This window comes from uncultured Thiothrix sp., assembly GCF_937873765.1.
Taxonomy (GTDB): Bacteria; Pseudomonadota; Gammaproteobacteria; order Thiotrichales; family Thiotrichaceae; genus Thiolinea.
This window is the reverse complement of record NZ_CALMZC010000012.1, coordinates 109,199-126,498: the sequence shown is the minus strand read 5'-3', so window position 1 is coordinate 126,498 and position 17,300 is coordinate 109,199. Positions and strand designations below refer to the sequence as shown.

Here is a 17,300-nt window from a genome sequence, read left to right as displayed (position 1 = left end):
TCGCTTAAGTTACTACCGCTTTAGTGGCTCTTCAACTCCTCTGGTGCATGACCTACCTTTTTTGAAGGTCATAAAATTGGTGCGACTTTTGAGCAAGCTCGCCCTGAGTTGGGTGGTGGACATGATGCTTTTGTCGTTAGTGGTGGCTTCCAATCAGGTGATTCGTTCTTAAAAGCACAATATGGTGAAAATAAGTCCAAAGATGGTGGGCAGAAAGAAACGTTGTCCGCAGTAGGCTTGGATTATCGTCTTGCTAAGAAAACAGTCTTGAGTTTCGAATATAGTATTAATAAAAATCGGGCGCATTTGGCGGGTGATCAAGTCAAAACTACCGCAGTGGGGCTTTCACATAGTTTCTAAGCCTTAATTTATATATTGCTCTAAGAATAATTAAAAATTCTATGGTTTTTTTCAATGTTGCATCGCGTTAAACTCGCTTTCTTTTTCTATTGGTGGATGCTATGACTGCCCCAGTACCTGCTCAATCATTGACCGCGCCACAGGATAGAGCGCCGGTACGTGAGATTCCGTATAACTATACGTCCTTCTCTGATCGAGAAATCGTCCTACGCCTGCTTGGTCAGCGTGCTTTAGATATTCTCAAGCAGTTAAGAAATGAGCGGGCTACAGGTATTTCCTCGCATATGCTCTTGGAAATGCTAGGTGATTTGTGGGTAGTCAATCGCAATCCCTATATCCAAGATGATCTGCTGGATAATCCCAAACGCTTCGATTCTTTGCTAGAAACCCTGCGGGAGCGCTTAGAGCGGATTCAAAGTCGGGCGAATAATAATGCACTAACTTTAGAGCTGATGCAGATTACCAGCAAAGTGATTGATAATTTCGCGAAAGATTTTGCTCAGCACGCGGTTTTACGTGAAAAAGCGCGCAAAAAGTTCGCTGCCTTCACCCGTAAAGATAATATCCAATTCGATGGTTTAGCACGGGTTTCGCATGTGACTGATGCGACCGACTGGCGGGTTGAATTACCTTTCGTAGTGTTAACTCCAGATACCGAAGAGGAAATGGCAGCTTTAGTTCAAGCTAGTATTGACTTAGGTTTGACGGTGATTCCGCGTGGAGGTGGTACGGGCTATACCGGCGGTGCAGTGCCTCTAGATGCGCGTAGTGTAGTCATTAATACTGAGAAATTAGAGTCCTTGGGTGAAGTCGAGCTACGCACGAACTTACCGGGAGTAGAGGGTATAGTACCTGTGGTGCGTACCGGTGCGGGTGTCGTCACTCGTCGGGTCTCCGATTTGGCCGGTAAACATAAACTCGTGTTTGCGGTTGATCCGACTTCGCAAGATGCCTCTACCATTGGCGGGAATATCGCCATGAATGCGGGTGGGAAAAAAGCCGTTTTGTGGGGAACAACCCTCGATAATTTGCTTTCTTGGAGAATGGTGACTCCTGATGCTGAATGGCTAGAGGTGACCCGGCTAAATCATAATCTTGGCAAGATTCACGACCAAGCTGAGGTCAGTTTCTCGGTTCAATATTTTGGGCATGATGGCAAAACTAAAAAAGGTGAAGCCAAACTTTTGAGTTTCCCTGGTCGCTATTTCCGCAAGGAGGGTTTAGGGAAGGATGTGACCAATAAATTTCTGGGAGGCTTGCCGGGCATTCAGAAAGAGGGCTGTGATGGTTTAATCACTTCTGCAGAGTTCATTTTGCACCGCATGCCCGATCAGATTCGCACCGTCTGCTTAGAATTTTACGGTACAGATTTGCATGAAGCTGTTCCTGCCATTGTTGAGATTAAAGATTATTTAGACAGCCTCGATAAGGTGCTGCTCTCGGGTTTAGAGCATCTAGATGAGCGCTATGTCAAAGCCGTTAAATATACGCCTAAAGGTGCACGAGGCAGCTTGCCTAAAATGGTTTTGATTGCGGATATTGTCAGTGATGATGAAACTGCCGTAGCACGCACCGCAGCGGAAATGGTGCGCTTAGCGAATGCTCGTAATGCTGAGGGCTTTATTGCGATTAGCCCTGAAGCACGTCGCCAATTCTGGGCGGATCGCTCCCGCACGGCGGCTATTGCAGCACATACCAATGCTTTCAAAATCAATGAAGATGTGGTGATCCCGCTGCATAACTTAGCGGAATATACCGAAGGCATTGAGCGCATCAATGTGCGTCAGTCTATGCAGAATAAACTGAAAATGCTGGATGCAGTGCTCGCTTATTTGCAAGGTGATTTGCTGGAACTGCGCAATGTGCCTGACTATGAAGCCAGTGCTGAACGCTCAGCGATGGTGGATGCTAAGCGTGTCCATGCTCAAGAGTATTTACTAAAAGTTAAAGCCCGTTGGGAATGTTTATTAGCGAATTTCGACCAGCCAGCAGCAGGTTTTCCAGAGTTATTAGATGATACAGCACGGGCTGCTTTACGTCCGACGGATCGGCTTATTGATCTCCTACTGCGACGTGATTTGCGGATTTCTTATCGCACTGAAGTTGAACGCTCTTTAAAGGAAATGTTTGTCGGACGCGAATTAAATCCACTAAGAGAAACGTTGGATAAGATTCATAGTCGCTATCGTTCAGGTCGCCTATTCGTGGCGCTGCATATGCATGCGGGTGATGGCAATGTGCATACTAATATTCCAGTCATGTCCAACGACTATGAAATGCTGCATGAAGCAGAAAAAGTCGTAGATGAGATTATGGTGCTGGCACGGCGCTTAGATGGCGTTATTTCGGGCGAGCATGGTATCGGTATCACCAAATACCAGTATTTAGATAAGCGTGAAGTAGAAGAATTTGCAACTTATAAGCAACAAGTTGATCCGAAAGGGCATTTCAATAAAGGCAAATTGATGCCGGGTTCTGGCTTACAAAATGCTTATACGCCCTCTTTACGCTTAGTAGAGCGCGAAGCCTTATTGCTAGAGCATAATGAGTTGGGTGCACTCAATAAAGATATTAAAGATTGCTTACGCTGCGGTAAGTGTAAGCCGGTTTGTAATACGCATATTCCCCGCGCTAATCTGCTGTATTCGCCGCGCAATAAAATTCTCGCTACTGGCTTAATGATTGAAGCCTTCTTGTATGAGGAGCAAACTCGGCGGGGTATCTCTATTCGCCACTTTGATGAAATGAATGATGTCGCGGATCATTGCACGGTTTGTCATAAATGCTTTAATCCTTGTCCAGTGAATATTGATTTTGGTGAAGTTAGTATTCGCATGCGCAGCATTTTGCGTGATCAAGGTAAAAAGAAAACCAGTCCAGTGACTTGGGCCTCGATGCAGTTTTTGAACCTGAAAGACCCAATGAAAATCAATTTACTGCGTAAAGGTATGATTGATTTAGGTTTTAAGGTGCAGCGGGTTGCCTATAAAATAGCGAAAAATACGGGTCTAGTGCAAAACAGTAAACGCCCTGCTGGAACGACCGGTACACCTGCAATTAAAGAACAAGTCATTCAGTTTGTGAAAAAGCCTTTACCGGCTGGTTTGCCTACGAAAACAACGCGCGCAATGCTGGGCTTGGAAGACAGTAAGATTGTGCCAATTCTGCGTGATCCACAAAAAGAAGGCAGTGATGCGGTGTTCTACTTCCCCGGTTGTGGTTCTGAGCGTCTTTTTAGCCAAGTAGGTTTAGCTACTTTAGCCATGCTCTATGACGTAGGTGCGACAACGGTATTGCCTCCCGGCTATTTATGCTGCGGCTATCCGCAAAACGCCAGCGGTGATTTGCATAAAGGTACAGAGATTTCTACTGAAAATCGTGTGCTCTTCCATCGAGTAGCTGGTGCTTTAAAGTACCTGAATATTAAAACGGTGATTGTATCCTGCGGTACTTGTATGGATCAGCTCCTCAAATATCAATTTGAGCGCATTTTCCCCGGTTGTCGTTTACTCGATATTCATGAGTATTTGCTAGAAAAAGGTCTAAAACTGGATGGGGTGCAGGGTGTGCAATATCTGTATCACGATCCTTGTCATACGCCGATGAAAACCTATGCACCGATTAAAGTTGCTAGCGAACTAGTGGGTAAACCAGTTTTACTTACTGAGCGTTGCTGTGGTGAGGCAGGTACTTTTGCGGTCAGCCGCCCTGATATTGCTAGCCAACTACGCTTCCGTAAGGAGGAAAGCTTACGGGCTGGTATTAAGGAGCTCACGGGCGAAACGACTGCCAAAAACGGTAATGTGAAATTACTGACATCTTGCCCTGCTTGCCAGCAAGGTTTGTCACGCTATGCCGATGATACGGGCTTAGAAACTGACTATATTGTCGTGGAAATGGCGAATCATTTACTCGGTGAAAAATGGCAGCAAGCCTTTATTGAACGCGCTACTCACGGTGGAATTGAGAAAGTTCTACTCTAACTCACTGATCAAATAGCGGCTTATTTAACTAAGCCGCTTTTCTAGGCTCATCAGATCATGGCGGCTAAACGTGTCCCCTGATCAATGGCTCGTTTCGCATCCAATTCAGCCGCTACATCAGCGCCACCAATCAAATGGGTTGGTTTGGTTAATTCAGCCTGTAGTTCACGACATGGCTCTTGCCCAGCACAAATCACAATAGTATCCACCTCTAATAGTTGCGCTTGACCATTGATGCTTAGATGTAGACCTTTATCATCAATTTTTTGATAGTCGCAACCAGATAGCATATGCACCCCTTTGCGCTTTAGATCGGCACGATGAATCCAGCCCGTGGTTTTGCCCAAACCATCACCAACTTTGGTGGTTTTGCGTTGAAGTAAGTAAATAGTACGCTCGCTGGGTGCTGGTTCTAGCTCTGGATGCACACAACCCGGCTGCTGCATACTCATATCCACCCCCCATTTATCCATGAAACTTCGGATATTTGAGCTACTGTCATCTTGATCATGGGTGAGTAATTCAGCTACATCAAAACCAATCCCACCTGCACCAATCAATGCAACCTTTTGACCGACTTTAGCCCCTTTAATCATCTCGGTGTAGAGCAACACTTTCGGGTGTTCAATGCCCGGAATAGCAGGAACCCGTGGATTGATGCCGGTAGCAAGAATGATTTCCTCCGCATCTGTTGTTTCTAACTCAGCGGCTGTGACGAGTTGGCCTAAGCGTAAACTTACGCCATGCTTTTCGAGCTGATACTTGAAATAACGCAAAGTTTCATTGAATTCTTCCTTACCCGGTATTTGTTTGGCGAGATTAAACTGCCCACCAATTTCCTTATGAGTATCATATAAAGTGACCTGATGCCCGCGTTGAGCTGCCGTTACTGCAAAGGCTAAACCGGCAGGGCCTGCACCTACCACTGCGAGTTTTTTCGGTTGTTGCGTGGGGCTAATAACTAAATCCTGTTCATTACAAGCACGTGGATTCACGAGGCAAGTTGCAGGTTTACCCACGAAAATATGATCTAAACAGGCTTGGTTACAGGCGATACAAGTGTTTATCTCAGTGGCTCGACCGTGATCTGCTTTGAGCATAAATTCGGGATCAGCTAAGAAAGGACGCGCCATTGAAACCATATCAGCATCACCACGCATTAACACGGCTTCTGCCACTGCTGGCATATTGATACGATTGGAGGTGATAACCGGAATCTTGAGTGATTGGCGAACTTTATGCGTTGCCCACGTGAAAGCAGCGCGCGGTACTTTAGTCGCTATTGTGGGAATCCGTGCTTCATGCCAGCCAATGCCAGTATTAATCAGCGTTGCACCCGCTTGCTCAATCGCTTGGCCTAATTGGATGATTTCTTCTAGGGTACTGCCTTGTTCGACTAAATCCAACATCGAGAGGCGGAAGATAATAATGAAATGATTACCCACTTTTTCACGCACTCGACGCACCACTTCAATGGGGAAACGAATGCGATTCTCATAAGTACCACCCCATTCATCGGTACGATGATTCGTGCGTTTGGCAATGAATTCATTCAGGAAATAACCTTCTGAACCCATAATTTCCACACCGTCGTAATTCGCTTGTTGAGCCAGCGCTGCGCAGTGCACAAAGTCTTGGATTTGCTGTTCTATTTCAGCACTGGTCAATGCATGCGGAACAAAACGATTAATCGGTGCTTGAAGTGCTGAAGGTGCAACGAGTTTTGGGTTATAGGCATAGCGCCCGGTATGCAGAATTTGTAGGCAAATTTTGCTGCCTTCGTGATGCACGGCTTGGGTAATAATTTGATGTTGAGCGACTTGTTCAGGTTTATTCAAAACGGCTGCATGGGCTTGAATCGCACCTTCTGGATTCGGGCCAATCCCGCCGGTCACGATGAGCGCAACATTAGCGCGGGCGCGTTCAGCGTAAAAAGCAGCCATGCGTTCAAAGCCATCGGGTAATTCCTCTAAACCTAGGTGCATAGAGCCCATCAAAACGCGATTTTTTAAGGTCGTGAACCCTAAATCTAACGGAGTAAATAATTGGGGATAGTGTGGATGTGCTGACTGTGCCATAAAAACTCCATGCTCCTCGTTAAATTTATAGGCAGACTTTATAAGTTAGTGCTTAAATTCTTAATACCATCATAGACAAACTGTACGGCTAAGGCCGCTAAAATGACGCCTAAAAAGCGTCGTAAAATCTCATCGCCGGTATGCCCGATAATGCGCTGTAAATGTTTTGAAAGCATCATCAAGACCATATTCAGAACCAATACGCAAATAATAGCTGCAAATACAGCTAAATCACTCGCGACGGTCGGGGCTTTAGCAAACAGCAAAATCACTAAAGTTAATGCACCAGGGCCTGCAATTAAAGGAATCGACAATGGATAGACAGAAATATCGGTTTTTTGTGTATGGGTTGTAGCCGCCTCGGTACTTTGAGTAATCATGCCGAAGGCGCTGTAGAATAGCAGTAAGCCGCCCGCAATCCTTACCGAATTAATATTAATGCCTAAATAATGTAATAAAGGTTCACCATAGAGGCCGAAACCCACCAACAAAATAGCACTAATAATCGTCGCTTTAATCGCCATGGTGTAGCTATAGCGTAGGTCATTAGCAGGCACTAAGGAGTTAAAAATCAGCGCTGCGCCAATAGGATCAATAATGACAAATAGACCTGTGAAGGCTGTCAAAAAAGTTGCGAAATCCATGGTTAGTGGGGGTTTTTAGTCATAATCGGAGCAGTACTATGAAGTGGTACATAAGCAGTTGAACGTTTAGCTTGTTTAGCCTGCATGCTTTCCATTAAGTCGGTGGCTTGGAACATACCGGCTTGCCAAGTTGCCATATAGTTCAAGCTATCTGCAACACTATGATCCCGCGCATAATTGAGCATGGCCTTGCTACCTGCAACGGCTAAGGGTGAATGTGCAGCAATTTGTGTCGCGATCTCCATCACTGCGGTAAGCATAGCGGCTTGATCGGGGAAAACTTGATTCACCAAGCCACAATCTTTAGCTTCATTAGCTAGCAAATGACGAGAAGTGTAGGCGAGTTCGCGGACTAAACCGGGGCTAATCCATTTGGGTAAACGCTGTAAAGTGCCTAAATCAGCCGTGATACCTAATTCGGTTTCTTTGATGGTAAAGAACGCATCTGCCGTACAATAACGGCTATCACAAGCACAGACCAGATCTAAAGCTCCACCAATACAGCCGCCTTGAATAGCAGCCAGCACAGGCATACGCAAATTCTCTAAAGCTGAAAAGCAAGCTTGCAGTTCCAAGACTAAGCGACGCATAAACTCAGCACGTCGACTCGCTTCACCCCCAAACATGCGTGGATCAGGTTGGCTGAAGACCTCTAAATCCATACCTGCACTGAAATGTTTACCGGTCGAGGAAATCACTAGGACGCGAATATCTTCGGCTTGATCCACTTCACGAATGGCTGCAGGCAGTTCCTGCCAAAAGGCTCGATTCATACTGTTGAGAGCAGTAGGCCGATTGAAAATCAGATGGGCTATTTTGTTATTAAATTCGAGTTGAATACTGCTGTAAGCCATAGCGGATGACCTTAAACTGGGATGCTAAAACCTCTCTATCAGCGTGGAAGAGAGGCTAGGGAATTTTTGCTTTTAACGGAAAGCCATTTTAAAGGCCATACCTAAGACATCATCAATAATCGAACCATCGCGGTCTGAATCTAATAATGAGTTTAAAATACCACCAGAGGCGGGTTGCTCATTACCAGTGCTGGCTGAAGCCGTACCGCCAAATAGCGATTTGCCTAAAGAAGCCATCACCATAGTGGCAACAATCGGTAAGGCCTTCTTAATCAAGGAGCTAGCAATACCTGTTTCTTGGCTGGCATGTTCAGCCACATTGCGACTGACTTCTTTGCTGCCAAAGATATGCCCGAGAATAGAATTGCCATCATCGATGTTTTCTTGTGTGCCGAGCACCTTAGGATTTTCCATATAGCGCGAATGGTTACCGGTACGTAAGGCAGTAATTAGGCCTTCCACGCCCGTTTCATCTTTGGTGTTATGTTGCATACCACGGGTAAGCGCGGGAGTCACTTCTTTGACCACAGCACGCGCTTGTTCTTCACTAACGCCAAGCTGTTTGGCCAATTGAGTAATTGCATCACTGTTTTGACTGCCGAGCAGTATATCTAGAATACCCAAGAAGAATCCTCCTCTAATAGAATCGTAATTAGTATGCGTTATACATACCTCACTATAGAGTGAAAGCTAGGCTTGCGCTAGCAACTCTCATCTTTTGATTGTAACGCATGTGCGTAATCCTGCGAGTTTTCCACAACGCCATACCCGCCTTTTCCTGATCAATGTTAAACTTCCGGCTTTTATTGCGGGCTAGATTAGGGCTAAGCAGTGCGTTACTTCCTTTATTTACTATTCATCGTGTTGGGGTTAACGGCCTATCGTGCTTGGGTTGTGCTAACCAATGGTTTGCCGCTGTATGTGGACGAAGCACAATATTGGTATTGGGCGCAACATCTCGCTTGGGGTTATTATTCCAAACCCCCCATGATTGCAGCCGTGATTGCAGCCACGACCTCAGTTTGTGGTGACAGTGAGTCTTGCGTGCGCGCGGGCAGCCTAATCTTTTATCCCCTATCCACTTTCATTCTCTTCTTCCTCACACGCCGCTTATTTGATGAAAAAACGGCTTTCATTGCCGGTTTAATCTTCATCACTTTGCCCGCTGTTGGTTTATCCTCACTAATCATTTCTACTGACGTCGCCTTATTTTTCTTTTGGACTTTGGCGCTGTTTGCCTTTGTGCGCGTGCTCGAAACCGATGCTTGGTTGGATTGGGTCTTGCTGGGTGTGGCTTTAGGTCTAGGATTACTGACCAAATACACAATGGGGATTTTTTTCCTCTCTGCTGCTTTATATTTGATGGTGAGTGGACGTTGGCATTTCTTGATTAAAGCCCGCGCTTGGGCAGCGGTATTCATTGCAGCACTCATTTTTGCGCCGAATTTAGGGTGGAATTGGCAAAATAACTTCCCTACCTTCCAACATACTGCAGAAATTTCACACCTCGAACAAGTCGGCCTGCATTGGAGTTCTTTCACAGAGTTTTTGCTCGGTCAGGTAGGGGTATTTGGCTTCGTATTCTTCCCACTATTGCTGTTCTTGCTCATTAATTTCAGGCGCTTACACCAGCTTCCAAACGCAGGTTTATTGCTCTGTTTTAGTTTACCCTTCTTATTGATTATTTCTCTGCAAGCGCTATTGGGGACGGCGAATGCGAACTGGGCGGCTCCTACTTATGTAGCCGCGACTAGTTTATTGGCCGCATGGCTAGTGACTTGGCAACATACTCGGCTTTTAATCGTGGGCTTAATCATCAACTTAAGCTTAGTGTTAGGGCTGTATCATTATCAAAGTCTGGCTCAGTGGATGGGGCTTGACCTAAACGCTAAAAACGATATTTATAAGCGCGTGCGGGGCTGGGATGCGCTAGGGCAGCAGTATTTAGCCATTCAAGCGCAGTATCCGAATGCATTACCTTTAGCCGAAGAGCGCGGTATTTTAAGTGAGCTGACTTATTACACCCGTCCGATAGGCCTGAATATAGTGAGCTGGAATCCTGAACGTAAACTTCGCCATCATTATGATCTGGTGACTCGCTTAGAGGGGCGCGAGGGGCAGGATTTTTTATTGGTGACTTCGGCTCAATTGCCTGCTCATATGCCGTCGTATTTCCAGTCTCTTGAGAAGATTGGAGAATTAAAACTGCATATTTATAAAGATTATGAACTAAGCTATGCCGTTTATCGCTTACAGGGTTTCAAAGGATTGACACAATAATGCACAACAAAAAAATGCTTTGGAGGCTATTGTTTTGGGTTGGCTTTGCAATACTCACGATCTTACCCTTTTGGGTTCCAGAATGGCGCTTAGATTTTCATACTTCTAATTTTTTTTATCAGCCTAGTTGTAGCCCGCAAGCTTGGGTTTTGGATTGTCATCCCTTCTATCGAGCCTTATTTTATTCGAGCATTCCCTATGTTTCCGCCCTGATTTTACTAGTGGGCGTCATAGTGGTTTTTTGGCGGCCTCAAACTTTAGCTTACAAACGCATGCGTTTACGCATGGCCTATTTTGTCATTGTGTTTATCTTAGGTTCGGGCTTAGTGGTGAATGCGTTATTCAAAGATCATTGGGGGCGTCCACGTCCGGTACAGACTCAGGATTTTGGGGGTACAGCTACTTATGTTCCACCCGGAAAGCTGGCAATCAATAGCGAAGGCCGTTCCTTTCCAAGTGGGCATAGTTCGGTAGGCTTTGCGTTTTTAGCACTCTGGTTTATTTGGCGGCGAGAGTGTCCTGATTGGGCAGGGTGGGGTTTAGGTTTTGGGTTATTATTCGGTTATGCGATTGGCTTAGCACGGATGTCAGTGGGGGCACATTATTTATCGGATGTGCTGGGGTCAGCTTGGATGATGGCAGGGGTAGCTTGGTTGGTTTACTACCCCTTAATGAATATGCCTCGGCGCGAAAAAGCGTTAGAAGAGGTCGTAAAAAAGCCGCTTTAATCTAAAAATAATTGAATGACTGTATTAAGAAATTGCCATCCCAATTCAGTGGTGCGGACTTGTTGGTCTTGAATAGTCAACCAGCCTTTTGCTTCGGCGACAGCTAAGGGAGTTTGTAAAGTTTCAGGCCTTAAGCCGGTACGCTCGGTAAATAAATCCAAACTAAACCCCGCTTTTAAGCGCAAAGCGTTGAGCATGAATTCAAATTTTAAATCGTCTGGCTTAAGAATTTGAGTTTCGCTGCGAGCTTGTCCTTGAGCAACTTGTTGCAAATATTGCGCGGGCTGGCGGTATTTTTGATGACGAGTGACTTGTCCAAACGGATCCGTAATTTTTCCATGTGCACCTGCACCAATCCCCACGTAGTCGCCAAACTCCCAATAGTTTAAGTTATGCCGACACGGTTGCTGTTGGGTATAAGCAGACACTTCGTATTGCTCAAAAACCGCTTGTTGCAGTAAAGCTTGCCCAGCGTATTGCATATCCACCAATAAATCATCATCGGGTAAAGTTGGTGGATGCTTATAAAACAAAGTATTGGGTTCGAGTGTCAGTTGATACCAAGACAAATGACTTGGCTGTAAGTCAATGGCTTGCTGTAAATCAGTTAGGGCTTCTTCTAAGCTTTGTTTTGGCAAACCAAACATTAAATCTAAATTAAAATTATCAAAGCCGGCATAGCGTGCCAGTTCTGCAGCTTTTAAAGCTTCGGCCTGATTGTGTACTCGCCCTAGCGCTTGCAAATGCTGGGGGTTAAAGCTTTGAATACCGACTGATAAGCGATTAATGCCTGCTTCGCGAAAACCTTTAAATTTCTCCTGCTCAAATGTGCTGGGATTCGCTTCCAAAGTAATTTCAAGGTTTGGGCGAAAGGGAATGAGGGTGCGAATTCCAGCCAGCAACTCATCCATACTTTCAGCACTGAATAAACTGGGCGTACCGCCACCAATAAATATGGATTCTAAGCGCCGCCCCCAAATCGCGGGTAACTCTTGGCTCAAATCAGCCAAGAGTGCTTGTATGTATTGCTGTTCCGGTAAATTGGTGGGCGCATGGTGCGAGTTAAAATCGCAATACGGACATTTGCGAATGCACCAAGGCACATGGATATAAAGTGCTAAAGGAATAAAGGCCATCTTAGGAAATCAGATTCGCTAAGTTGACGAAATCTTTCACGGCTAAAGTTTCCGCGCGTCGAGTGGGGTCAATGTCTAAGCTTTCCATCTGCTCAGCGCTTACTAAACCTTTGAGGGTATTACGCAAGGTTTTGCGGCGCTGTGCAAAGGCTTGCGCAACTAATTGTGAGAAAGTTGCTAGGCTCTTGGCTGGATAGGGCAGATGAGTCCAAGGTTTTAAATACACCACAGCAGAGTCAACCTTCGGCGGTGGATTAAAAGCACCGGGGCCGACTTTCATTAAATAAGAGGTTTCGCAGAAATACTGAATCATCACTGATAAACGCCCATAGTTATTGCTATCAGGGGCCGCAGTGATGCGATCCACTACTTCTTTTTGCAACATAAACAGCATGTCGCGTATATGACTGCCTTGCTCAAGTAAATGAAAGAGTAGTGGCGTGGAAATATTATAGGGTAGATTGCCCACGATCCTTAAGGGTTCACTGTTGCCCCGCAAACTTTGCACATCCAGTTTTAAAGCATCCAGAGCATGAATAGTGAGTTTACCTTGTGCTTGTGCTTGCTGTTGCCACCAAGCAATCACATCACGGTCAATTTCAACCACATCGAGTTGGGGTAAGCGTTCAAGTAATGGGAAAGTTAAAGCCCCAGGACCAGGGCCGATTTCCACGACTCGATCCTTGGAGCTTAAGTTTAAAGCACGTAGCATGCGCTCAATTACACCCCGGTCATGCAGAAAATGCTGACCGAAGCGTTTTTTAGCCTGTTGTTCGTAAGAATTCAAAGTTATTCCTGAATCTTTAACTCAACACGGCGATTCTTAGCACGCCCCTCATTGCTGTTGTTATCAGCAACGGGTTTTTCTTCACCATAACCCACAGCGGTCAAAGCTGCTGTTACACCTTTATCAGTCAGGTATTTTTTCACGGCCTCAGCACGTTTTTGTGAGAGGTTTTTATTTAAGGTGTTATCACCGCTAGAGTCGGTATGACCATCCACTTCAATTTTTAACTCTGGATATTTTTTGAGAGTTGCGGCTGCTTCATCCAAGATGGGTAAGGAATCGGCGGTTAACTGATCAGAGCCTTTCTCGAAATTAACCCCTTGTAAGTTAATATTCTCAGTTTTGGCACAGCCCACTTGGTTGACGCTAGTGCCTGCTGCAGTGTCTGCACAAAGATCGCTATCATCAGCGACACCATCTTTATCCGCATCAGCAATAGCATCACAGCCAGTTTCATCAACTTTAGTGCCTTCCGCCGTATTTGCACATTTATCAGCACTATCGACCATGCCGTCTTTATCTGTATCAGGTTCGCAGCCTGTAGCATCCACGGTTTTACCGGCTTCAGTCGTCGGGCACTTATCCGCGCTATCGGCCACGCCATCTTTATCGGTGTCTAATTCACAACCGGTTTCATCGACTTTAGTGCCTTCCGCCGTATTTGCACATTTATCAGCACTATCGACCACGCCGTCTTTATCGGTATCAGGTTCGCAGCCGATCGCATCCACGGTTTTACCGGCTTCAGTCGTTGGGCATTTATCAGCACTATCGACCACACCGTCTTTATCTGCATCGGGTTCACAGCCGATCGCATCGACGGTTTTACCAGCTTCAGTCGTCGGGCACTTATCCGCGCTATCAGCCACGCCATCTTTATCGGTGTCTAATTCGCAGCCGGCTTCATCGACTTTAGTACCTTCTGCCGTATTCGCACATTTATCGGCACTATCCACGACGCCGTCTTTATCTGTGTCGGGTTCGCAGCCGATCGCATCGACGGTTTTACCGGCTTCAGTCGTCGGGCACTTATCCGCGCTATCGGCCACGCCATCTTTATCGGTGTCTAATTCGCAGCCGGTTTCATCGACTTTAGTGCCTTCTGCCGTATTTGCACATTTATCAGCACTATCGACCACGCCGTCTTTATCAGTATCGAGTTCACAACCAGTAGCATCCACGGTTTTACCGGTTTCAGTCGTCGGGCACTTATCCGCGCTATCGGCCACGCCATCTTTATCGGTGTCTAATTCGCAGCCGGTTTCATCGACTTTAGTGCCTTCTGCCGTATTTGCACATTTATCAGCACTATCGACCACGCCGTCTTTATCAGTATCGAGTTCACAACCAGTAGCATCCACGGTTTTACCGGTTTCAGTCGTCGGGCACTTATCCGCGCTATCGGCCACGCCATCTTTATCGGTATCTAATTCACAACCGGTTTCATCGACTTTAGTGCCTTCTGCCGTATTTGCACATTTATCCGCACTGTCGACCACGCCGTCTTTATCTGTATCAGGTTCACAACCAGTTGCAGCATCCACGGCTGTACCTGCTGGGGTATCAGCACATTGGTCTAAGCTATCGACCACACCATCTTTATCCGTGTCAAGTTCGCAGCCAGTCGCATCGACGGTTTTACCGCCAGTCGTCGGGCATTTATCCGAGCTATCGGCCACGCCATCTTTATCGGTATCTAATTCACAACCGGTTTCATCGACTTTAGTGCCTTCTGCCGTATTTGCACATTTATCCGCACTGTCGACCACGCCGTCTTTATCTGTATCAGGTTCACAACCAGTTGCAGCATCCACGGCTGTACCTGCTGGGGTATCAGCACATTGGTCTACGCTATCGACCACACCATCTTTATCCGTATCCAGTTCGCAGCCAGTCGCATCGACGGTTTTACCGCCTTCAGTCGTTGGGCATTTATCCGCGCTATCGGCCACGCCATCTTTGTCGGTGTCTAATTCACAACCGGTTTCATCGACTTTAGTGCCTTCTGCCGTATTTGCACATTTATCCGCACTGTCGACCACGCCGTCTTTATCTGTATCAGGTTCACAACCAGTTGCAGCATCCACGGCTGTACCTGCTGGGGTATCAGCACATTGGTCTACGCTATCGACCACACCATCTTTATCCGTATCCAGTTCGCAGCCAGTCGCATCGACGGTTTTACCGGCTTCAGTCGTTGGGCATTTATCCGCACTATCGGCCACGCCATCTTTGTCGGTGTCTAATTCACAACCAGTTGCGTCGACTTTAATACCCATTGGGGTCTCAGCGCATTTATCGGCACTATCCACGACGCCATCTTTATCAGCATCGAGTTCACAACCAGTAACATCCACAGTTTTACCGGCTTCAGTCGTTGGGCATTTGTCAGCACTGTCCACGACGCCATCTTTATCCGTATCCAGTTCACAGCCAGTAGTATCGACGGCTTTACCAGCTTCAGTCGTTGGGCATTTATCGGTACTGTCAATGACGCCATCTTTATCAGTGTCAGGCTCACAACCCGTTTCATCGACCTCGGTGTTTGCAGGCGTATTAGCACATCCATCAGCGCTGTCTTTGACACCATCTTTATCTGCATCAGGTTCGCAACCGGTTGCATCCACAACGCTATCATTTTTGCTATCTGGACATTGGTCAGCGCTGTCTTTAATGCCGTCTTTGTCTGAATCTAATTCGCAGCCTGTGAAATCAACTTTGATGCCAGCAGCGGTATCTTGGCAAAGATCGGTTTGATCTAGAACGCCATCTCCGTCAGAATCTTTTTTCGCGGCTTCTAAAGCACCAGCTAATTGTTGCTTTTCAGTTTCTAAAGCGCTGTAGTTGGTACTGACTAGACTCAGTTGCTTGGCGATTTCAGGAATAGTTGCGACTTGCTGATTTAAAGCACTGACTTGCTGCTGCATGTCTTGGCTATTAGCTCTACAGGTGTCTAACTCGGCCAATTGATTTTGACTAGTTTGTAGCTGTGTGCTTAGCTCAGTTTGTTTGGCATTGGCTGTTTCCACCTGGCTAGTGAGTTCCGCTTGTTTAGCGGTCGACGTATCCAACTGGGTAATTAACTCAGCCTGTTTGCTATTTGCCGCATCCAGTTGAGTCGTTAATTCGGTCTGTTTGCTATTTGCCGCATCCAGTTGAGCTGTTAATTCGGCCTGCTTCGCATTTGCAGTCTCGACTTGACTAGCCAATTCGGCTTGTTTAGCGTTCGCGGCTTCTAATTGGTTAGTAAATTCAGCCTGTTGGCTGTTGGCTGCTTCCACTTGGCTTAAGAGTTCAGCTTGTTTAGCGTTCGCTGCTTCAATCTGCGCAGTTAATTCAGCTTGCTTGGTATTTGCTTCTTCTAATTGTTGTTTAAGCTGAGTTTCAGTATCTTTACTGGCATTAAGTTTGTCTTCTAGGAGTGCACGATCTTCTTCTTTGTCTATCAGTTGAAAGCGCATATTGTCGAGCGCTTCAGAGCGCTCAACGAGCTTTCGTTTAAGCTCTTCTTGGCGTGCTTGTTCTTCAGCTAGTTTTTGTTCTAATTCGGGATTTGCTGGCGGCTGATCCAATAGACCTTGTGGCATTACTGCTTGATCCATAGGATAAGGCGTTGGCATCATCGGCATGGGTTGTAGAGCTGGTCCAGGAATAGCACTGACTAACATCGGTGGAGCTAGCATTAGTGAACTTGGAATACAGTACATATTATTTGCAGGCGCAAACCCCACGTTCGGTACAGTCGGCACATCGCCAGTGTACATCCCCATCGTATCAAAAGTCTGTGGATACAGTTCACCTGATTGAGCGAGGCCATTGGTATTGTTATAAAGGCTAGGAGTAGGAGTGGCGATTACACTGGGGTTAGAACTATTGTAAACAGTCGGTTCGGTGCTCGGTGGGGTAGCTGTTTGCGTTTCCGCAAGCACATTCGCCGATATCAGGGTTGTTAGGATCAAACCCGTCGGTAATTTCTGCATGCTATAGTCCTCAGTTCCAAGTTAATTGTATTTAAGCCAAATGAGGAGTTTAAACCTCACTTACCGCCTAAAGATAGATCACGTCGTGCGGCAGAAATCGTAATGGTGAAACCTGCTATCACATCTAAAAATGACATCGCCGCTAAAATTAAAAATACTGAATTCCCACCCCAGGGATAAATCAACCATCCTACTAAATAGCCAATCAGCACAAAAGTGGATAAAAGATGGTCAAATATAGTGACTTCTGAGGTGCGAGTCGATTTAAACAGTTCAATATAAAGCGTAACTATCCCAGCTAGTACCAAAACATCCCCCCATGTGGGTTTCCATGGGCTTTTAGAAGGTAGAGTCAGAGTGAACAATACATCGTTTAGATGCCCAGGGAAAAAGTTAATTTTGACACAAAACCAATAAATCAGCAGCAAAACTCCAAATAGAGGGATGAATTGCAGTGTACGAATCATAAA

12 protein-coding genes are annotated in these 17,300 nt (G+C 46.1%); 4 read left to right on the top strand and 8 right to left on the bottom strand.

The features are described 5' to 3' along the window. Nucleotides 1-108: 108 nt before the first annotated feature. Both Q0307_RS02490 and Q0307_RS02485 read left to right on the top strand, forming a co-directional pair. On the top strand, nucleotides 109-360 hold the full coding sequence (locus Q0307_RS02490; protein WP_298655960.1) for a hypothetical protein: 252 nt from the start codon (nucleotides 109-111) through the stop codon (nucleotides 358-360). Between the two features lie 101 nt (nucleotides 361-461). After that, nucleotides 462-4,343 carry an FAD/FMN-binding oxidoreductase gene (locus Q0307_RS02485; RefSeq protein ID WP_298655957.1) on the top strand — a complete coding sequence of 1,294 codons (3,882 nt, stop codon included), beginning with the start codon at nucleotides 462-464 and terminating at the stop codon, nucleotides 4,341-4,343. Between the two features lie 50 nt (nucleotides 4,344-4,393). Here the strand turns inward: Q0307_RS02485 and Q0307_RS02480 are convergent, their stop codons facing one another. The 4 genes from Q0307_RS02480 to Q0307_RS02465 form a co-directional block, all read right to left on the bottom strand. Next, nucleotides 4,394-6,421 (bottom strand): FAD-dependent oxidoreductase, encoded by a 2,028-nt coding sequence (locus Q0307_RS02480; protein WP_298655956.1) that lies wholly within the window; start codon nucleotides 6,419-6,421, stop codon nucleotides 4,394-4,396. A gap of 38 nt (nucleotides 6,422-6,459) precedes the next feature. After that, complete coding sequence (locus tag Q0307_RS02475) at nucleotides 6,460-7,065, bottom strand: MarC family protein (protein WP_298655954.1); 606 nt, start codon at nucleotides 7,063-7,065, stop codon at nucleotides 6,460-6,462. 2 nt (nucleotides 7,066-7,067) lie between these two features. Then, nucleotides 7,068-7,919: a crotonase/enoyl-CoA hydratase family protein gene (locus Q0307_RS02470; RefSeq protein WP_298655951.1), complete on the bottom strand. Its 852-nt coding sequence runs from the start codon at nucleotides 7,917-7,919 to the stop codon at nucleotides 7,068-7,070. A 72-nt stretch (nucleotides 7,920-7,991) separates the two neighbouring features. After that, nucleotides 7,992-8,543, bottom strand: coding sequence for a DUF937 domain-containing protein (locus tag Q0307_RS02465; RefSeq protein WP_298655949.1), 552 nt, complete (start codon nucleotides 8,541-8,543; stop codon nucleotides 7,992-7,994). A 207-nt stretch (nucleotides 8,544-8,750) separates the two neighbouring features. Between Q0307_RS02465 and Q0307_RS02460 the strand changes: the two genes are divergently transcribed. Together Q0307_RS02460 and Q0307_RS02455 are read left to right on the top strand one after the other, a co-directional pair. Beyond that, nucleotides 8,751-10,199, top strand: coding sequence for a glycosyltransferase family 39 protein (locus Q0307_RS02460; RefSeq protein WP_298655947.1), 1,449 nt, complete (start codon nucleotides 8,751-8,753; stop codon nucleotides 10,197-10,199). Beyond that, nucleotides 10,199-10,927, top strand: a complete 729-nt coding sequence (locus Q0307_RS02455) for a phosphatase PAP2 family protein (RefSeq protein ID WP_298655944.1) — start codon at nucleotides 10,199-10,201, stop codon at nucleotides 10,925-10,927. Before Q0307_RS02460 ends, Q0307_RS02455 begins: the two co-directional genes overlap by 1 nt. Here Q0307_RS02455 and hemW read toward each other — a convergent pair. Genes hemW through Q0307_RS02435 form a run of 4 tightly spaced genes read right to left on the bottom strand, consistent with a single transcriptional unit; the run spans nucleotide 10,924 to nucleotide 17,297 of the window. Continuing rightward, nucleotides 10,924-12,063 (bottom strand): radical SAM family heme chaperone HemW, encoded by a 1,140-nt coding sequence (gene hemW / locus Q0307_RS02450; RefSeq protein ID WP_298655941.1) that lies wholly within the window; start codon nucleotides 12,061-12,063, stop codon nucleotides 10,924-10,926. The genes Q0307_RS02455 and hemW overlap by 4 nt on opposite strands. Before the next feature lies 1 nt (nucleotide 12,064). Further along, nucleotides 12,065-12,850, bottom strand: a complete 786-nt coding sequence (gene rsmA / locus Q0307_RS02445; RefSeq protein WP_298655938.1) for a 16S rRNA (adenine(1518)-N(6)/adenine(1519)-N(6))-dimethyltransferase RsmA — start codon at nucleotides 12,848-12,850, stop codon at nucleotides 12,065-12,067. A 2-nt stretch (nucleotides 12,851-12,852) separates the two neighbouring features. Continuing rightward, nucleotides 12,853-16,830 carry a thrombospondin type 3 repeat-containing protein gene (locus tag Q0307_RS02440; protein WP_298655935.1) on the bottom strand — a complete coding sequence of 1,326 codons (3,978 nt, stop codon included), beginning with the start codon at nucleotides 16,828-16,830 and terminating at the stop codon, nucleotides 12,853-12,855. 56 nt (nucleotides 16,831-16,886) lie between these two features. Further along, nucleotides 16,887-17,297: a hypothetical protein gene (locus Q0307_RS02435; RefSeq protein ID WP_298655933.1), complete on the bottom strand. Its 411-nt coding sequence runs from the start codon at nucleotides 17,295-17,297 to the stop codon at nucleotides 16,887-16,889. Nucleotides 17,298-17,300 lie beyond the last annotated feature (3 nt).